At 60.8% G+C, this 14,381-nt stretch carries 10 protein-coding genes; 1 reads left to right on the top strand and 9 read right to left on the bottom strand.

The genetic code is table 11. The features are described from left to right. Positions 1 to 83: 83 nt before the first annotated feature. A complete protein-coding gene (gene proP / locus MRBLRC7O_RS20565) occupies positions 84 to 1,604 on the bottom strand; it encodes a glycine betaine/L-proline transporter ProP (protein ID WP_020812998.1) in 1,521 nt (506 codons plus the stop codon). Positions 1,605 to 1,770: 166 nt separating this feature from the next. Beyond that, complete coding sequence (locus MRBLRC7O_RS20570; RefSeq protein ID WP_003504518.1) at positions 1,771 to 2,067, bottom strand: PRC-barrel domain-containing protein; 297 nt, start codon at positions 2,065 to 2,067, stop codon at positions 1,771 to 1,773. Positions 2,068 to 2,343: 276 nt separating this feature from the next. Between MRBLRC7O_RS20570 and MRBLRC7O_RS20575 the strand changes: the two genes are divergently transcribed. Then, a complete protein-coding gene (locus tag MRBLRC7O_RS20575; RefSeq protein ID WP_020812997.1) occupies positions 2,344 to 3,480 on the top strand; it encodes a polysaccharide biosynthesis/export family protein in 1,137 nt (378 codons plus the stop codon). Positions 3,481 to 3,490: 10 nt separating this feature from the next. Here the strand turns inward: MRBLRC7O_RS20575 and MRBLRC7O_RS20580 are convergent, their stop codons facing one another. The 7 genes from MRBLRC7O_RS20580 to tssG form a co-directional block, all read right to left on the bottom strand. After that, entirely contained in the window at positions 3,491 to 4,387 is an 897-nt protein-coding gene (locus MRBLRC7O_RS20580) for a protein kinase domain-containing protein (protein ID WP_020812996.1), read from the bottom strand. Next, positions 4,374 to 5,774, bottom strand: a complete 1,401-nt coding sequence (tagF, locus tag MRBLRC7O_RS20585) for a type VI secretion system-associated protein TagF (RefSeq protein ID WP_020812995.1) — start codon at positions 5,772 to 5,774, stop codon at positions 4,374 to 4,376. Before tagF ends, MRBLRC7O_RS20580 begins: the two co-directional genes overlap by 14 nt. An 84-nt stretch (positions 5,775 to 5,858) precedes the next feature. Beyond that, positions 5,859 to 9,338, bottom strand: a complete 3,480-nt coding sequence (gene tssM, locus MRBLRC7O_RS20590; protein ID WP_060726787.1) for a type VI secretion system membrane subunit TssM — start codon at positions 9,336 to 9,338, stop codon at positions 5,859 to 5,861. Further along, positions 9,335 to 10,837 (bottom strand): type VI secretion system protein TssL, long form, encoded by a 1,503-nt coding sequence (tssL, locus tag MRBLRC7O_RS20595; protein WP_060726788.1) that lies wholly within the window; start codon positions 10,835 to 10,837, stop codon positions 9,335 to 9,337. The genes tssM and tssL overlap by 4 nt, the downstream gene beginning before the upstream one ends. After that, positions 10,834 to 12,174 carry a type VI secretion system baseplate subunit TssK gene (tssK, locus tag MRBLRC7O_RS20600; RefSeq protein ID WP_020811182.1) on the bottom strand — a complete coding sequence of 447 codons (1,341 nt, stop codon included), beginning with the start codon at positions 12,172 to 12,174 and terminating at the stop codon, positions 10,834 to 10,836. Before tssK ends, tssL begins: the two co-directional genes overlap by 4 nt. Continuing rightward, a complete protein-coding gene (locus MRBLRC7O_RS20605) occupies positions 12,164 to 13,369 on the bottom strand; it encodes a type VI secretion system-associated FHA domain protein (RefSeq protein ID WP_020811181.1) in 1,206 nt (401 codons plus the stop codon). Before MRBLRC7O_RS20605 ends, tssK begins: the two co-directional genes overlap by 11 nt. 4 nt (positions 13,370 to 13,373) lie before the next feature. Further along, complete coding sequence (gene tssG / locus MRBLRC7O_RS20610) at positions 13,374 to 14,378, bottom strand: type VI secretion system baseplate subunit TssG (RefSeq protein WP_020811180.1); 1,005 nt, start codon at positions 14,376 to 14,378, stop codon at positions 13,374 to 13,376. Between the last annotated feature and the right edge of the window lie 3 nt (positions 14,379 to 14,381).

Here is a 14,381-nt window from a genome sequence, read left to right on the forward strand (position 1 = left end):
AGGCGCATTGCTGAAAACCATCAAACCTGATGCGCGGGGTGCAAGATGCACCGCCGCGCATTTTATTTTTTGACGCGCAGTTGTCAGTTCAGGTCCGGATGGCGGCCAACGAGTTCCTCGCGTTTCGCCTGCAGGGTTTTCTTCTGCTCCTCCAGCTTGACGAGTTCCTCGTCGATCTCCTCGACACTTTTTTCGATGTGGAGATATTGCTCGGCAAGAAGCGATTTTGCTTCCTTCCGGCTGGAGGCATTCGGCGTATCGCCATAGAGCGGCCGGTTGGCCGTTTCCTTCAGGAAGAAGGTCGTGACGATGCCGAAGATGGCTGCGACCATGAGGTAATAGGCGGGCATGTAGATGTTTTCGGTCACCTCCACCAGCCAGGCGGTTACCGTTGGTGTCAGCCCCGCGACGATGATCGAGATATTAAAGGCGATTGCCAAAGCGCTGTAGCGGATGCGGGCCGGGAAGAGGGCGGGTAAGGTGGAGGCCATGATGCCGATCAGGCAATTGAGTGCGACTGCGAGAATGAGCAGCCCGAAGAAGATCTGCACCACCTGACCGCTGGCAATGAAATGAAAGGCCGGCAGCGAGAAAAAAAGGATCGCCGTGCTGCCGACGGCGAGAAACGGCCTGCGGCCGATCCGGTCGCTCAGCAAGCCGATCGCCGGCTGGACGAACAGCATGCCGACCATGACAGCGATGATGATGAGAACGCCGTGATCCTCACTGTAATTCAGCGTTTTCGACAGATAGGTCGGCATGTAGGTCAGCAGCATGTAATAGGTCACGTTGGTGACGAGAACCATGCCGATGCAGATTGCCAGGGATCGGGTATGCTCTCTGGCGATTTCCGCGATCGGCACCATCGGCCGCTCCTTGAGCGACTGGCGGTCCTCTTCTTCAGCGCGCTGCAGCCGTTCGGTGAAAGCCGGGGTCTCTTCCGCGGCGTGGCGGAGATAAAGGCCGATGAGCCCGAGCGGTGCGGCAAGGAAGAAGGGTATGCGCCAGCCCCAATCTAGGAACTTTGCTTCCCCCATGGCGCTACTGAGCAGCACGACGAAGCCCGCGCCAAGCACGAAGCCGGCAATTGAGCCGAAATCGAGCCAGCTGCCGAGGGAGCCGCGTTTGCGGTCCGGCGCATATTCCGCCACGAAGATCGCCGCGCCGGTATATTCGCCGCCTACGGAAAAGCCCTGTGCGAGCTTGCAGAGCAGCAGGAGGACGGGCGCCCAGATGCCTATCGTCGCATATCCCGGAATGAGGCCGATGCAGAAGGTGCTGGCCGCCATAATGATGATGGTGAGCGAAAGGACTTTCTGGCGTCCGAACTTGTCACCCATCGCGCCGAAAAAAATGCCACCGAGAGGACGAATGAGAAACGGCACCGAAAATGTCGCCAGTGCCGCCACGGTCTGAACGGCGGGAGCCGCCTCGGGAAAGAAGACCTTGCCGACGGCGTAAGCGACAAAACCGTAAACGCCGAAATCAAACCACTCCATGGCGTTGCCAAGGGCTGCGGCCGTTACGGCCTTTTTGACCTTTTCGTCATCGATGATGGTCACGTCGTCAATGCTCAGCGGGCTGGCCTGAACCTGATTGTGCAATTGTTATCCCCTTGAATGCCTTGCGATCAATTATCGCGCGCCATGAAAATGCCTGACATGCGCAAGCGTTCCATTTGCCGACCGAAGGGGAGTGTTGCGGGGAGCGGCCCATATAAACGAACGCCCGGCACATGGCCGGGCGCTTCTGAAGTCTGCTGGAACAGGCTTAGTGACGATGTTCGGGCATGTCCTTCAGCTGGTCCTTGGTCCACGAGGTAACGGCATGGACGTCGCCATCCTCGTCGCGCATGAAATCAAGGTCGCTGATCGGCACTGCAACGGGCTTTGCGCCAATGCCGAGAAAACCGCCGACATCGATGATGGCTGTCGTGTTGGCGCCGACACCGTGCACATGGTCAACTTTACCGACCTTGTGATCATCCGCGCCATAAACGGTGGCGCCTTCCAGAACGGATGGCGTGAGTTCGGTTTCAGCCAGACGGACGTGATTGCTGTGGTCCATTGTTCTTCCTCCTGTCTTGGGTTTGCACAAAACAAACTCCCGCACCGCAAAACCGTTCCATCCAAAATCCCCCATGCCGGTGAGCGCGGGATCGCTGCCTATTTCTCATCGGTACATTGTTGGGGTTTGCTTTTGGGCGCTTTCGAAAAGGTTGCGGAATGGTCACACCTTTTCTTTGGAAGACAAGTTTTCGCTAAATTGCAACCGCTAAAGTTGTTGCGATGACGTGTCGGGATGTTATCTCTGCGTCAGGTTGAATCATCGAGGGGATGAGGGATGAAAAAGTTGGGGGCGGTTTTGCTGGTGGCGCTTTTGAGCGCATGTGCAAAGCCATCTGACGGACCGACCGCAGGCAATATCCGATCTGCGACCTTCCCGCGAACCAACGAAAAAATCCCCGTCATCGAACTGGCGAATGCACCGGCTGCTACGGTTTCCGCCGGAAGCCTGCAGGGCGCCTCCGGCCCCGGCCTTACCGCGCTTCGCAACACCGGTTACAACGCCCAGCGATTGCGGCGCGGCGACGTGATCGACATCACCGTGCTGGATACGGGAGAAGACGGACTTTTCTCCCCGACGCAAAGCAAGACGCTCAATCTCGGCCGCTTTACAGTGGACCAGAGCGGATCGGTGAATATTCCCTTCGTCGGCAAACAGCGTGTGGTGGATTCGACGCCCGAGGGGCTGCAATCGCAGGTCGTCGCCGGGCTCAAGGGATCGGCCGTGAACCCGCAGGCCGTCGTCACCGTCGTCGATAAACCGACGAGCGCCGTCATGCTCAGCGGTGCGGTGAAGAACCCCGGCAAAATAACGCTTACCGCCCGGCAGGAGCGGGTGCTCGACGCCCTCAATCAGGCCGGCGGCCCGACTGTCGCGCCGGGCGCTGCCACGGTCACCGTTGTTCGCGGCTCGCACAGGGCCAGCGCGCCGCTTGACCGCGTCATGCGGGAAGACCGACAGAATATCCGACTGTCACCTGATGATCAGATCATGATCGATGGCGATGCGGCGAGTTACACGGCGCTCGGCGCCTTCAAGAGCGCCGGCGAATTCCAGTTCGAAGCCGGAAAACTCACCCTGGCGCAGGCTGTCGGCCGCGCCGGCGGGTTGCTGGATGACCGTGCGGACGCACGCAATGTCTATGTCTTCCGCAACGAGATCATTCAGGTTCCCGCCGCAACGGCATCGGGCGCGAAAGGCCCGGTCGCGACAGCCACGACCATGCGGCCGGTGATCTATCACGTCAATATGCGCGACGCTTCCAGCATTGCCCTCATGCAGCTTTTCCAGATGCAGAAGGGTGATGTGCTTTATGCCAGCAACGCGCCGCTGGTGGATTCGGCCAAGCTCCTGACCGTGTTCCAGAAGAGCGTGCCGACGGCGGCAGCACCGCTTCCCGGCAGCGGCAACTGACGATCGGGCGCTACAGAAGTTGTAGCGCTTCCATCGCCGATTGCGGACGCAAAGCGGGATCGTCATGGCAACAGGCGTCCGCAAAATCCGCCAAGCTTTGCGTTGCTCGCGCCCCATCTGACCCAGCAAGCCGCCGGGCAAGCCGTCCCACTGAAAATATATCCTGATCCGGCTTTGCCGCTGCGTCCCGCATCCGTTCCGGTGCCGCAAATTCGCGTGAGGCGGCGAAACTCATGCCCCGTTCCGCATGTTTTTGGCCGATTTTAAGCGCAATGCCGAAATCGCCAAGCCTGCCTGTTTCGAAATCGCCGTCCTCCAGCAAGATATTGGCTGGCGTGACATCGCAGTGGACATAACCCCGTGCATGCATGGCGCTTAGCCCTTCCAGCATGCGGCGAAGGATTGTGATCGCCTGCGGCGCGGTAGTAGGCCGCTGCGACGCCAGTGACTGCGGGAGCCATGGTTGCAACAGACCCGGCCGGCCATCGGGCAATCTCAGCAGCGCCGATGTTTCCACCAGGCACGGATGACGCAGTGTCAGTCCGACCTGTGCCTCCTCCCGCAATCTTTGCAGCAGCGCCGCGTCGTTTCTCAACGTCGGTGGCACGGTCTTCAGCGCATGAAGGGAGCCGAGATCGCGGTGCCGCACTTGCAGCAGCAGCGTGTTTTCGCTTTCGTAGGCAATCCGTTCAAGGGAAAAACTGTCGGCAATCCAGTCGGGTTTTGCCTCGGAAAAATGCGAGACTTTCCGATCCAGCGCGTTCCTGATCTGGTCGATCAGATCCTTCCGGTCTTCGGCCGACCTCTCCTCAGTGCCATCGTGGCGGATGCTTTCCCACAGATCGGAAAAGCGCTCGGCGACCTGCGGATAGGCAGGCCCATCGCCCGGTTGTTTACCCTTGCTCAAGCCGGTTTCCAATCACGATGGCGCTGACATTCTCGCGTGCGTCTTCGATCAGCGCTTCCTGGATCAGGGCGCTGGCGCAGTCCTTGATCGGGGTGTTGCCGACAATCTCGGCAATGGCGCGCTCCTTCAGGATTTGCACCAGCGGATAGCTGCACAGGAGCAGCCTGTCCTGCGAACTCCACTCTTCCCCGACGATATCCGGCCGGAATTGCTGGGAAAGGCCGACACATTGCGCGAGCTGCTTTTTCATGCCGACAACGACGTGATCGCGCGAAAGCTGGTGCATGGTTCCGTTTTTCAGGAGATAGGCACGCGCGTCGCCAGACCACAACACGCTCAGCCTGCGGCCGAAAATGGAGGCTATGATAACGCTCGCCATCGGCCTGCCGTCGGCGCCCATGGCCTGTCGGGACAGAAGCAGGCTGTTGACCGTGCCGAGCTTCCCCCTGATCTGCTGCGCCATCACTTCGGGATTTTCGGCGTCCGGCGTCTCGGCAAGAATATTCGTGACCAGACGCGCCGCTTCCACGGCGCTGTGCGTGTCCCCCTGTCCATCCGCTATGGCGAAGAGGGCAGGCGTCTGGGAAACGAAGAGCGAATCCGCATTCAGGGAGAGCCGTGTTCCCGGGTGCGTGGCATAGCTGTAGATAACCGGCGTGGGCTGTTCGGTTGAGGGCGCGGGCGAAATAGTGGGTGGGGTTTTCTGTCTCGCACTCTCCGGCGCCTGCGCAGGTGCTGAACCTTCCTCATCGCCCTTGCCTGCCATGTCGCTGAAGAGGCGCAGGAAATCGGAAGCTTTGGGTTTGCCGTCAAATTTGAGGCCGCGTGCACGGCGGTTGACGGGATCGATGCGCCACCAGAGGCTCGTCGGTACACGGTTACGCACCATTTCCGGTGCATCATCCTCTTCCCGTGGCTTCGGCGGGCGCAGTTTTTTGACGGAGGCGTTGAACCGGGACATGTCGAAATCACCCGTCATGGATGTTTCGGCCAGCGCCTCGGCGGCCATGAACCAGGTGTCGTCGAGATAGAGCGTTCTCGGATGTTTCCGGAAGTTATTGAGCTGGGCAACGATGGCAAGCGGATATTTTCGCCCCACCCGGTCTGCACTGGGCACCAGCACGCCGGCATAGGCGGAGTTTCCCCATATGCCGCTTTCGATGATGAAACGTATGGGAGGCGATGACGCGAATATTTCGGACCATCGGCCCGCGAACGTGTCCGCGCAGGCGTGCAGGCCGGATCGCATCCAGTCGTCAAACGTCCCGATCAATTCCCGTTCAAGCCCGTCGGAGATGAAGTCGCCATGGCTGGGTACCTTGCCGAAGAAACCGATGCGGTCGCTTTCCGCTGCGGTTTCCGCGGGCCTCGATGCCTGATTGGCCATTAGTTGTTATTGACCGTGGTGCTTTTCGTCGTTGCTTTCATCATAGATCCCCTCCGGTAAAAAAAACGCTGCGCCGCCCCGCCGCTAAAACTGTGCGGGGCAGGCAAAGCCGGCGATGGCGTCCAGCCTGAATGGGTTGAGAACCGAACCGAACTGAATATCGAATTCGGCAGCCTGAGCGCCATTCGCAAATCGCACCCGCAGCAGATCACCCGACTGGTTTTCGATGTCGGCGCCGTCAAACAGCCGGAATGGCGACCAGTCGCCGTTTTCGGTTTTCGCCTGCTGCCAGCCGCCCGGCTGGAAGGCGATGCGCGACAGGCTGGCCGTGTTTTCGCGCGACGGCCAGGTGATCGATTTCGCCTGAATGGGGCCGTGATAATAAACGACCCGCTCACCCTCGATTTCCAGCATGACGGCACTGGAGGCATTGGTGAGCGAAACGGGTTTGACATTGATCGACACCGCCGGCGTCTCGCTGCCATTCGGGAAGAAGGCGCGCGAAATCTTGTCGGCATTTTCGAACTGGGCAATGGCGCTGCTGGGAATGCCTGCGGCGCCGAAGGTGCCTTTCCAGCTCCAGGGGTTGGTTGTCCTGTCGACAAACGGCTCCAGTCGCTGTTTGAAGAAGCTCTGGAAAACACCCGTTGGCCCGAAGAGACGGGTGAAATCCGCGATGGCGACATCGCGGGAGGATGACCTGTCAAAAGGATAACGGCCCGTCACGATGGAAGAGCACAGGGATGCCGCATCGGCTGCCCAGAGTTCGGCAATGCGGCTGCGTGCGGATTTGACCGCAAGCGAACCGACATCCGCCGCCACGCCCGCCACCCACACATCCAGCGGCGCCGGCAAATCGCGGGCCTGCTGCAACAGATCCTGATTTGCTTTGGTAAGCTGGCTATCCACGTCGAACACTTTGGCGACTTCGTCGGAGGTGGTTGCCGAGCGGGCAAGCTGCTCGTTCAGCATCTTGAAATGCGCGAGCAACTGTTCCGATGGCGAACCCCCGGCCTTGCCGCCATTGGCCTGCTCGCCTGCTGCGGCCGCGCCTTTCGCCGCCAGCATGTCCCGCAGTCTCGCATAGGGATCGGCCGCGTTCACCGTGGCGGCCAGAACGGCTGCGGTTGTGTCGCCTTCCGCGGTGGAGGCGAGGGTGGCCGGGTTTGCTCCGGGACGTAGATCGGTCGCATCCGCGATCGATCTGGCAGCTTCCACCACGATATTGCGCTCATTGGCAAGTGCGCGGCTCGTTTCCACCGCGTCGCCAAGGGTCTGGGATGGCTTGACCCGAAGGTCGGCCAGCGTATCGGCCCATTTTTTCTCGAAACGGTCGAAATAGATTTGCAGTGCAGCCTGCGCCACCTGCTCGACCGTTGCGCCACGGAGTGCATCATCGGAACCGCGCACCCACCCTTCGGAAAGTGCGATGCGCGCCGCATGGGCCACCTGTGGAATGACGACGCTGCGATATCCTTCCGCCGTGAAAAGACCTTCGATGCCTTCCGCCATCGGCACCTTGCTGCGGCGCTCGAAGGCACGCTCGCCAAGCGGGCCGAAAGCCGTGGCGGGTGTCCATTCCATCAGTTCCCGCGCCTGCGGAAGACCGGCGAGAATATCATAGGCACGCGTGCCGACAGCCTGGTCGCGGATGGTTTCGCGGGCGGTGGCGATGAGCCGCGCATCGAGCTCGATCGGGGCGAGTACGCCATTCGCCAGCGCTTTCGCGTGCTGGTCGAGCGCTTCTCTCGCCGCCGCTCGTCCGTCGCCGGGGTAGAGGGATGCGAACATCTGATGCGTCTGCACGGTCAGGAAATCGGGGTCCAGCGCACCCATGCCGCCGAGCATTCCATAGAGCTTCAGCGAATTGAAGGTGCGCGTGACATCCTTTTCGTCCTTCAGCTGCTTCTGCAGCTGCACGATCATGCGTGGCAGGAGCAGGGCGTTGAGCGCGCGCTGATAGGCGTCGCGCTGCCGTCCGGCGATCTTGTCTTCCTGATCGAGGCCGAAGCTGACGTTCCACACTCTCTCGCGGGCAAAGCCGGAATTGACATCGCGCAGATTGTCGAGCGCCGGAAGGATGCGGAGAAAATCGGCGTCGGAAACATCGCGCACGGGAATGCCCTGAACGAGCTGTTCATAAGCGCCAAGTTTGCGATCGGCTTCCGCCAGCGCCTGCGTATTGGCGAAATAGGTGAAAATCCAGCCGGTGAAGACAATGGCGACTGCAATGGCGGATACGCCATAGGCGATGCGCCGCACCAGCAATTGCCGTCCGGAAAGGCGCTTGTCGCGCATCACCAGTGCGGCTTCTGGGAAGATGACGTCCTTGAACAGCCGCGACAGGAAATAGCTTCGGCGGGCTCTGGACGCTGCGGGCGATCTTTCCGTTTCCGGCTGCGTTCCCGAAGCGAGATAAACGCCACGCAAAAGTGGGGCTTCGATGAGGGGAGAACTTGCGCAAAGTTCGCTCAGCGCCTCATGGAGCCGGTCTTTCAGCCGCGCGAGTTCGGCGGGAAAGCGGAAGATGCGCCCGCGCGTTTCGGCATTCTGCTCCTGCTGCAGGCGCTCGATCAGCATCGCATCGACGCGCTGTTGCAGCAGTTCGAATTCTTCCGTCAGGCGTTGCGGCAGGTTCTCGGCGGAGTAGCTCTCATCCAGCTTGAAGGTGGTGCCCCATACCTGCTGGCGATCGGTCTTGTTGAAACCGTCGAAGAATTCCACGAAACCATGCAGCAGATCGGCCTTGGTAAGGACGATGTAGACCGGAACGCGGGCGTGAAGATATTCATCCAGTTCCGAAAGCCGCCGGCGAATGGAGCGCAGTTCCTGCCTTTGCTCCTCGGGGTCGCGGGTCAGAAGATCGGGGATCGACAATGTCACCAGCGCGCCATTGATCGGCTGCGAGCGGCGATAACGTCTCAGAAGGCCGAGGAATCCTTCCCAGCCAGCCTTCGATGAGCCATCAAGGTCGTCCTGCGTGGTGTAACGGCCGGCGGTGTCGATCAATATCGCCTCGTCGGCGAACCACCAGTTGCAGTTACGCGTGCCGCCGATGCCCTTTACCGCGTTTTCGCCAAGCGCATCGCCAAGCGGAAATTGCAGGCCGGAATTGGTGAGCGCTGTCGTCTTGCCGGAGCCCGGTGCGCCGAAGATCACGTACCAGGGCAGGTCGTAAATATAACCGAAGCGCTTTTTCGTGACCCGCCGCAGCAGCGCCAGCGCTTCCTTGAGGCGCGTCTGGATTTCGCCGACTTCGGCCTGGCGGTTGGCCAGGGCTTCGCGCTCGATACTGTCGACAAGTTCCTTGTCCTGCTTGCGACCGCGGTAAATCGTGACGACGATATAGACCAGCCATATGGCCAGAATGATGCCGATGGCGATGAGCCGGGCCTGCGTCGTTCCCAATGGCTTGAAATCGCCCAGCGCGACCAGATAGCCGTAAAACCAGATGACGATACAGAGCGCGACCGCCCATAACAGCGACAGGAAACGGCGGCCGATGAGAGCCGCATAGCTCTCGACATAGGATCGGATCGTATAAAAATAGCTCAATGGATTCATGGCTGGGCCTCTTGCGGCTGCTGTCCCGAACTGTTCTGGATGGTCGGCGAGAGAATGCCGGCGTCGCTCAGTTTTTCATCGGGATTGGTCAGGACCATGATTTCCGTTCTGCGGTTGATCTGGCGGCCTTCCTCCGTCCTGTTGTCGGCGATCGGGTCGCTGTCGGCCCGGCCTTCGGTCAGGATCGCTTCCGGGCCGGTGAATTGGGAAAGAATGTCCCCGACCGCCTTGGCGCGCGCTTCGGAAAGGTGCCAGTTCGATGGAAACTCCACCGTCTTGATCGGCACGGTGTCGGTATAACCGATGACAACGGCGCGGAATTTCTCGGCCGCAAGCGCGCCGCCGATGCGCTGGATGAGGTCGCGGAACTGCGGGCTGACATCGGCGCTGCCGGTGGAGAACAGGCCCGAATTGTTGATGCGGACGCGCAGCCGACCGTTCACATCCGCAAGCGTGACAAGCTTCTTTTCGACTTCCGGCTGAAGGAAGGCCATCAGCTTTTCAAGCCGGGATGGTTGCCGCGGCTCCGTCTTCGGCGGTTCCACGACCTTGGGCGTTTCGACCTGCGCCGGCGGTTGTGGCGGCGGGCTTGCGATCAGCACGCTCGGTGTTTCGTTCGGCGGCAGATGGGCGAGCCTCTCGAAGGTGACATCGGAGGCGTTGTTGAGCGACAGCGTGAAGAAGAGATAACCAAGCGCAAAGGCAAGCGCCATCAGGGACAGCAAGGTCCACAACGCTGCCATCGTGCGCAATGGCGTATGCCGTGCATCGACGCCTTTCCAGTGTGGCGAAAGCTCCCGCTCGAAAGTGCCGTATTGGCCGATCAGCGTCTTGTAGAGGCTGTCGCGGATGCGCGAGAGCTCCAGCGTACCCTTTGGCGAAACGCGGGTGCGTCCTTCGAAAGCCAACGACAGGCACAGATAGATCAGCAGCAGCAGATCCTTGTTGGCGCCGGGCGACTGGTGGAAATGGTCGAGAATGTCGAAAACCCGGTCGCCGCCGGTAACGTCATTGTGGAAGGTGGAGACAAGGCCGGAGCGCGCCCAGCCTGCCCGCACGCCCCAGGGCTTGCTCAGAACGACATCATCCACCGTGGCGCAGACGACATAATGCGCCGCCCTTGCCCGTTCGGGGCTGATGCGTGCGGAAGCGAGATCGCGTTCGTAGCGGGTGATCGCCTCAACGCAGGCGCGGCGAAGCTGGTCGGAATCCGGCTCGGCATCGCTGAAGCGCAGGAGATGCGCGAGGTTGAGAAGGGGGGCGGCCGATTGCACGAGCGTCGGCACATCGCCGCCGCCGAAATGAAAACCGGAGAGCAGCTGATCGACCGGCATGGCGGCAGCGCTTCCCTTGGGTCGCCCGGCCGGCTCGTCGGCCTCGACAATGTCTTCCAGGATCGCCGCCATGTTGCGAGCGTTCTGGTTGCGTCGGCGGCTTTCTTCGGTGATTTCGACCACCGTCGGCAAATCCTGCCAGGAGGAGGGCTTTTCCTTGCTCATTCGCGTAACGCCCACATTTCCATCTCAAGCCCGGGAAACTCGCCTGCCAGATGCAGGGCGATAGCGCCTGATGTATCAAGCTGCTTCCAGAGTGGTGATTGCGTGTCGATCTCGAAATAGACAGTGCCGGATCGATAGGGCAATTGCCGCGGCAGAACCGGCAGGGAGCGCACGGGAATGCCCGGCAGCGCCACGTTGACCAGTTCGGAAATCCGCTCCACCGGCCCAACCTTGATCTGAGCCGGCAGACGGCGGCGAATGTCCTCGGCGGCTATGTCCGCGCGCACGGCAAGCACGAAACCGGCATCGCGCAGAAGCGTGCGGTCGTGGATGGTGCCGACGCGGACGCCGTGGCGGCGTTCCACCAGTTCGATTGCCACAGCCGCCTGTTCCAGAACCGCTGACAACGATGTGCGCAGATCATCAAAAACCGCACCGAAGGTGGCCTTCAAATCTTCGTGCCGATAGGGCGGGAAATCCGTCGCCCGTTTTTTGTCCGTGGTGAAGGTGGCGAGTTCGCCGGCAAGCTGGATGCAGTCTTCGTAAAAGCGGATGGGGTGAAAACGCGTGGCGTTGGCGCAGCGGTGCGCCAGCAGCGGATCGGCGCGGTTGAGGATCTGCAGCAGGAAATAATCGCCCACTTCCGCGGTTCCCCGGATCGTCGGGTCGCCGATGCGTTCGGCAATCGCCTGCGCACGGTGGCGCACGATCCCGAGAAGTTCCGTCAGCAATTCGTTGAGGCGGGGTGCCGCCGCGCAGCTGAGGCTCGGAGGAATGAAATCCGGGTCCAGAATGACCGCGCGGTCGGAGCGGACCTCGATGACCCGTGCCAGCCCGATGAGATCATAACCGGAAAGATCGTCGCCGGTCTTGAGGAATTTCAGGCTAAGACGGCCGACATCGATGGGGGCCACGAAATCCGTCTCGATATTGGTGTCGGAGACCTCATAGCTGGAAGCGGTGAAGCGCACATTATTCGCATCTTTGCGGCCGCTGGCGGACATGTCCGCCTTGCCCGGCTGCCGGGCCGGCAGGGCGAGATAGATGAAGGCGTTCTTCACGCTTTCGTCGAGATCGAGTGGCGGCGGCAAGTCGGAATCTTCAGGCGCTTCGAAGGGCGTTCCATCGGGAAGGACGCCACGCAGGTTCGACAGGGCGAATTGCCCTATCGACAATGCGCTGCGGTCCACGCCGATTTCGGCGATGCCCCAGGGGTAGGGCGAGAGGTTGCGCGTGGTGTTGCGCACAAGGCGTTCGGTCCAGCGGTCGGATTGCTGAAAATGCTGGACGCGAAGAAACATGCCCTCGCTCCAGGCAACACGGTTCTCATGTCTCATTGTGGTTGTTTACCCCCTTTGCATCGGCCGCAATCGCGTCAGGTTCCGGTGTAGCTGCGGTCTCACCGCGCGCTGCCCGCTGCAGGAACTGTCTGATCGGTAATGGACGGCCGTTTTCCTCAAATTGCTTTTTGTACGTGGACCAGTAATCGGTCTTCATGATCAGGCCCTGCCAGTCCCTGCGGCCGATTTTCGCCCGGAGATCGTTGCCGGCATCGACGGAGGTTTCGAAAAGCCTTGGCTCGAGCTTTTGCGTGCAGTTATGGATCAAGGTTTCAAGAGAGGCGGCGAGACGCCGCTGCTGGCGGATGAGCATTTCCACCCGCTCGGTCAGGGAGGCTGACGAACCGTGGCCGGCGCGCTCGCTTTCAATGTCGAGAATGGCCAGACAATCGGCGCTTTCCCGCTCCAGCGCGGTCAGAAGATCGCCGATCTCCTGGGCGGTCGAAACATCAGCAGTTGATGCTTTCTCCAGGGTCAGCTCTTCGCTTGCCTCCGGAAAAACACTGTCAAAATCTTCGCTACTTACGGCCGAAACCGGGCGTGAGATCATGACCGGCGTGTTCAGTGCGTCGGTATGTTCGTGCTCGCTGCTCGCAACCGGCTCCTCGTCCCAGTTGTCAGGCAGAACGGTGCCGATTCCGCGCGCCGAGGGCGGCTCGCTCCAGCCTATCTCGACATTTCGCGAAATGGATTTTGCCTTCCGGTTCGCGCCCTCGCGCCATGTTTCGGACCAGTCATCGGGCGAAGCGGTGTTGCCCATCACACCGCCGGCCGAACGGCCGTTCGGGGCGATGTCGGCAAGGATCGCCGAAATGGTCAGCGGCTCGTCACTCATACGCAGGGATGCGTCGGGATCGGAAAAATCCAGCTCGGCATCACCGCTGATGGCAACCTGAAAAATCTGCCCGCCAATATTGATTTGCGAACCGTCCCGGAGACGCGCGCTTTCACCTTCGAGCAGCAGGCGGCCATCGACCAGCGTGCCGTTCGCGCTCTGGTCAAGGATCGTAAAACCTTCACCATCGCGGCTGAGCGTGCAGTGCTGCTTGGAAACGCGCCGCTCATTGTCGTCGATCTGCCAGTCGCAATCGCCAGATCGGCCGATGACGCGGCGGCCGCGCTCAAAGCTCCATGGATTGGCTCTTGCGGCTCCGATATTTTGTGTGCCCCTGAGTGCAAGCTTCATATCCATGCCCTCACGCGGAAATCGCCGAGCCTTCCGGCTCGGTCACCACAGCATCGGCGCTGTCTTTTTGGGCGGGCGCCACACGAGCCCAGCTGTTCCAGCCGAGACGGGCGGGAGCATCGGACTGGCCGAGGCGGCAAAAGGGAATGTCCTCCTTTTTCAGGATCACCTGCACATCGAAATGCAATGCGCTTCCAACGAACAGGCGCGTCAGCGAAAATATCTCCGCAAGCCGCTTCGATCCGGGCGTCAGGGCCAGATAATCCGCATAGGCGACAGGACCGATCACGACCCGGAAACCGCCGCTCATATCTTCGACAGCGCTTCCCGCCGTCGCGTTCTGTCCGAGCCTCAGTCCGGATGCCTGCCCGAGCTGGCTTTGTTCATGAAGCGGCAACGCCACCCACCGCCGGCGAAACTGTTCGACATTGACCGGAAGTCCCGTGAATTCGCAAAGCATTGATGTCAGGGCGGAAACGTTGCGATTGCGGCCGGCCAAAAGGCCGCTGAAACGCAGGAGCGCATCTTCGCTCACGCCTGCCTTCTCGACCAGACCTGTAGTGCGAAAACCGGTGAGCGCGAGCAGGGTTTTATGGAAACCATTCTCCCGCTGCTCGACCGACCAGCGCAGGCCCCTTGCGAGGCGGTATTTTTCCGTCGCGGATACGAATAATTCGCTGAACCTTGCCGCGAACAGATTGAAGAAGCTTGCCAGCGCGCCGGAGCGATTGCGTTCCTCCCGCTGCAGCAATTCGCCATAGGCCGGCGGCAGCGAACCGAGCGGCCCGACGATGGGCGCGAAAGCGGATTTCAGTTCGGCCTGGCCGCGTTTGTGGTTGAAACCGCTGATCGCCAGCGGGGTCGGTTGTGTTCCGCCATGGGCACCGATGACGATCCCGTCATCCGCGGAAACGAGTTGGGCGACGCGAAACGCAGTGGCGGGCTCAAAACGGCCGGGATCGTCGCTGAGAAGCGCCGCCTGCCGGTCTTTCATGGTTGGCGTTTGCTGTTCCATCCC

Origin of the sequence: Agrobacterium radiobacter, from assembly GCF_040801995.1 — a bacterium.
Classification (GTDB): Bacteria; Pseudomonadota; Alphaproteobacteria; order Rhizobiales; family Rhizobiaceae; genus Agrobacterium; species Agrobacterium radiobacter.

Bases quoted from the DNA above. Each gene is read 5' to 3' on its own strand.
- MRBLRC7O_RS20570 (WP_003504518.1), bottom strand. From the start codon at position 2,067: ATGGACCACAGCAATCACGTCCGTCTGGCTGAAACCGAACTCACGCCA.
- MRBLRC7O_RS20575 (WP_020812997.1), top strand. From the start codon at position 2,344: ATGAAAAAGTTGGGGGCGGTTTTGCTGGTGGCGCTTTTGAGCGCATGT.
- tagF (WP_020812995.1), bottom strand. From the start codon at position 5,774: ATGGCCAATCAGGCATCGAGGCCCGCGGAAACCGCAGCGGAAAGCGAC.
- tssM (WP_060726787.1), bottom strand. From the start codon at position 9,338: ATGAATCCATTGAGCTATTTTTATACGATCCGATCCTATGTCGAGAGC.
- tssL (WP_060726788.1), bottom strand. From the start codon at position 10,837: ATGAGCAAGGAAAAGCCCTCCTCCTGGCAGGATTTGCCGACGGTGGTC.
- tssK (WP_020811182.1), bottom strand. From the start codon at position 12,174: ATGAGACATGAGAACCGTGTTGCCTGGAGCGAGGGCATGTTTCTTCGC.
- MRBLRC7O_RS20605 (WP_020811181.1), bottom strand. From the start codon at position 13,369: ATGGATATGAAGCTTGCACTCAGGGGCACACAAAATATCGGAGCCGCA.
- tssG (WP_020811180.1), bottom strand. From the start codon at position 14,378: ATGGAACAGCAAACGCCAACCATGAAAGACCGGCAGGCGGCGCTTCTC.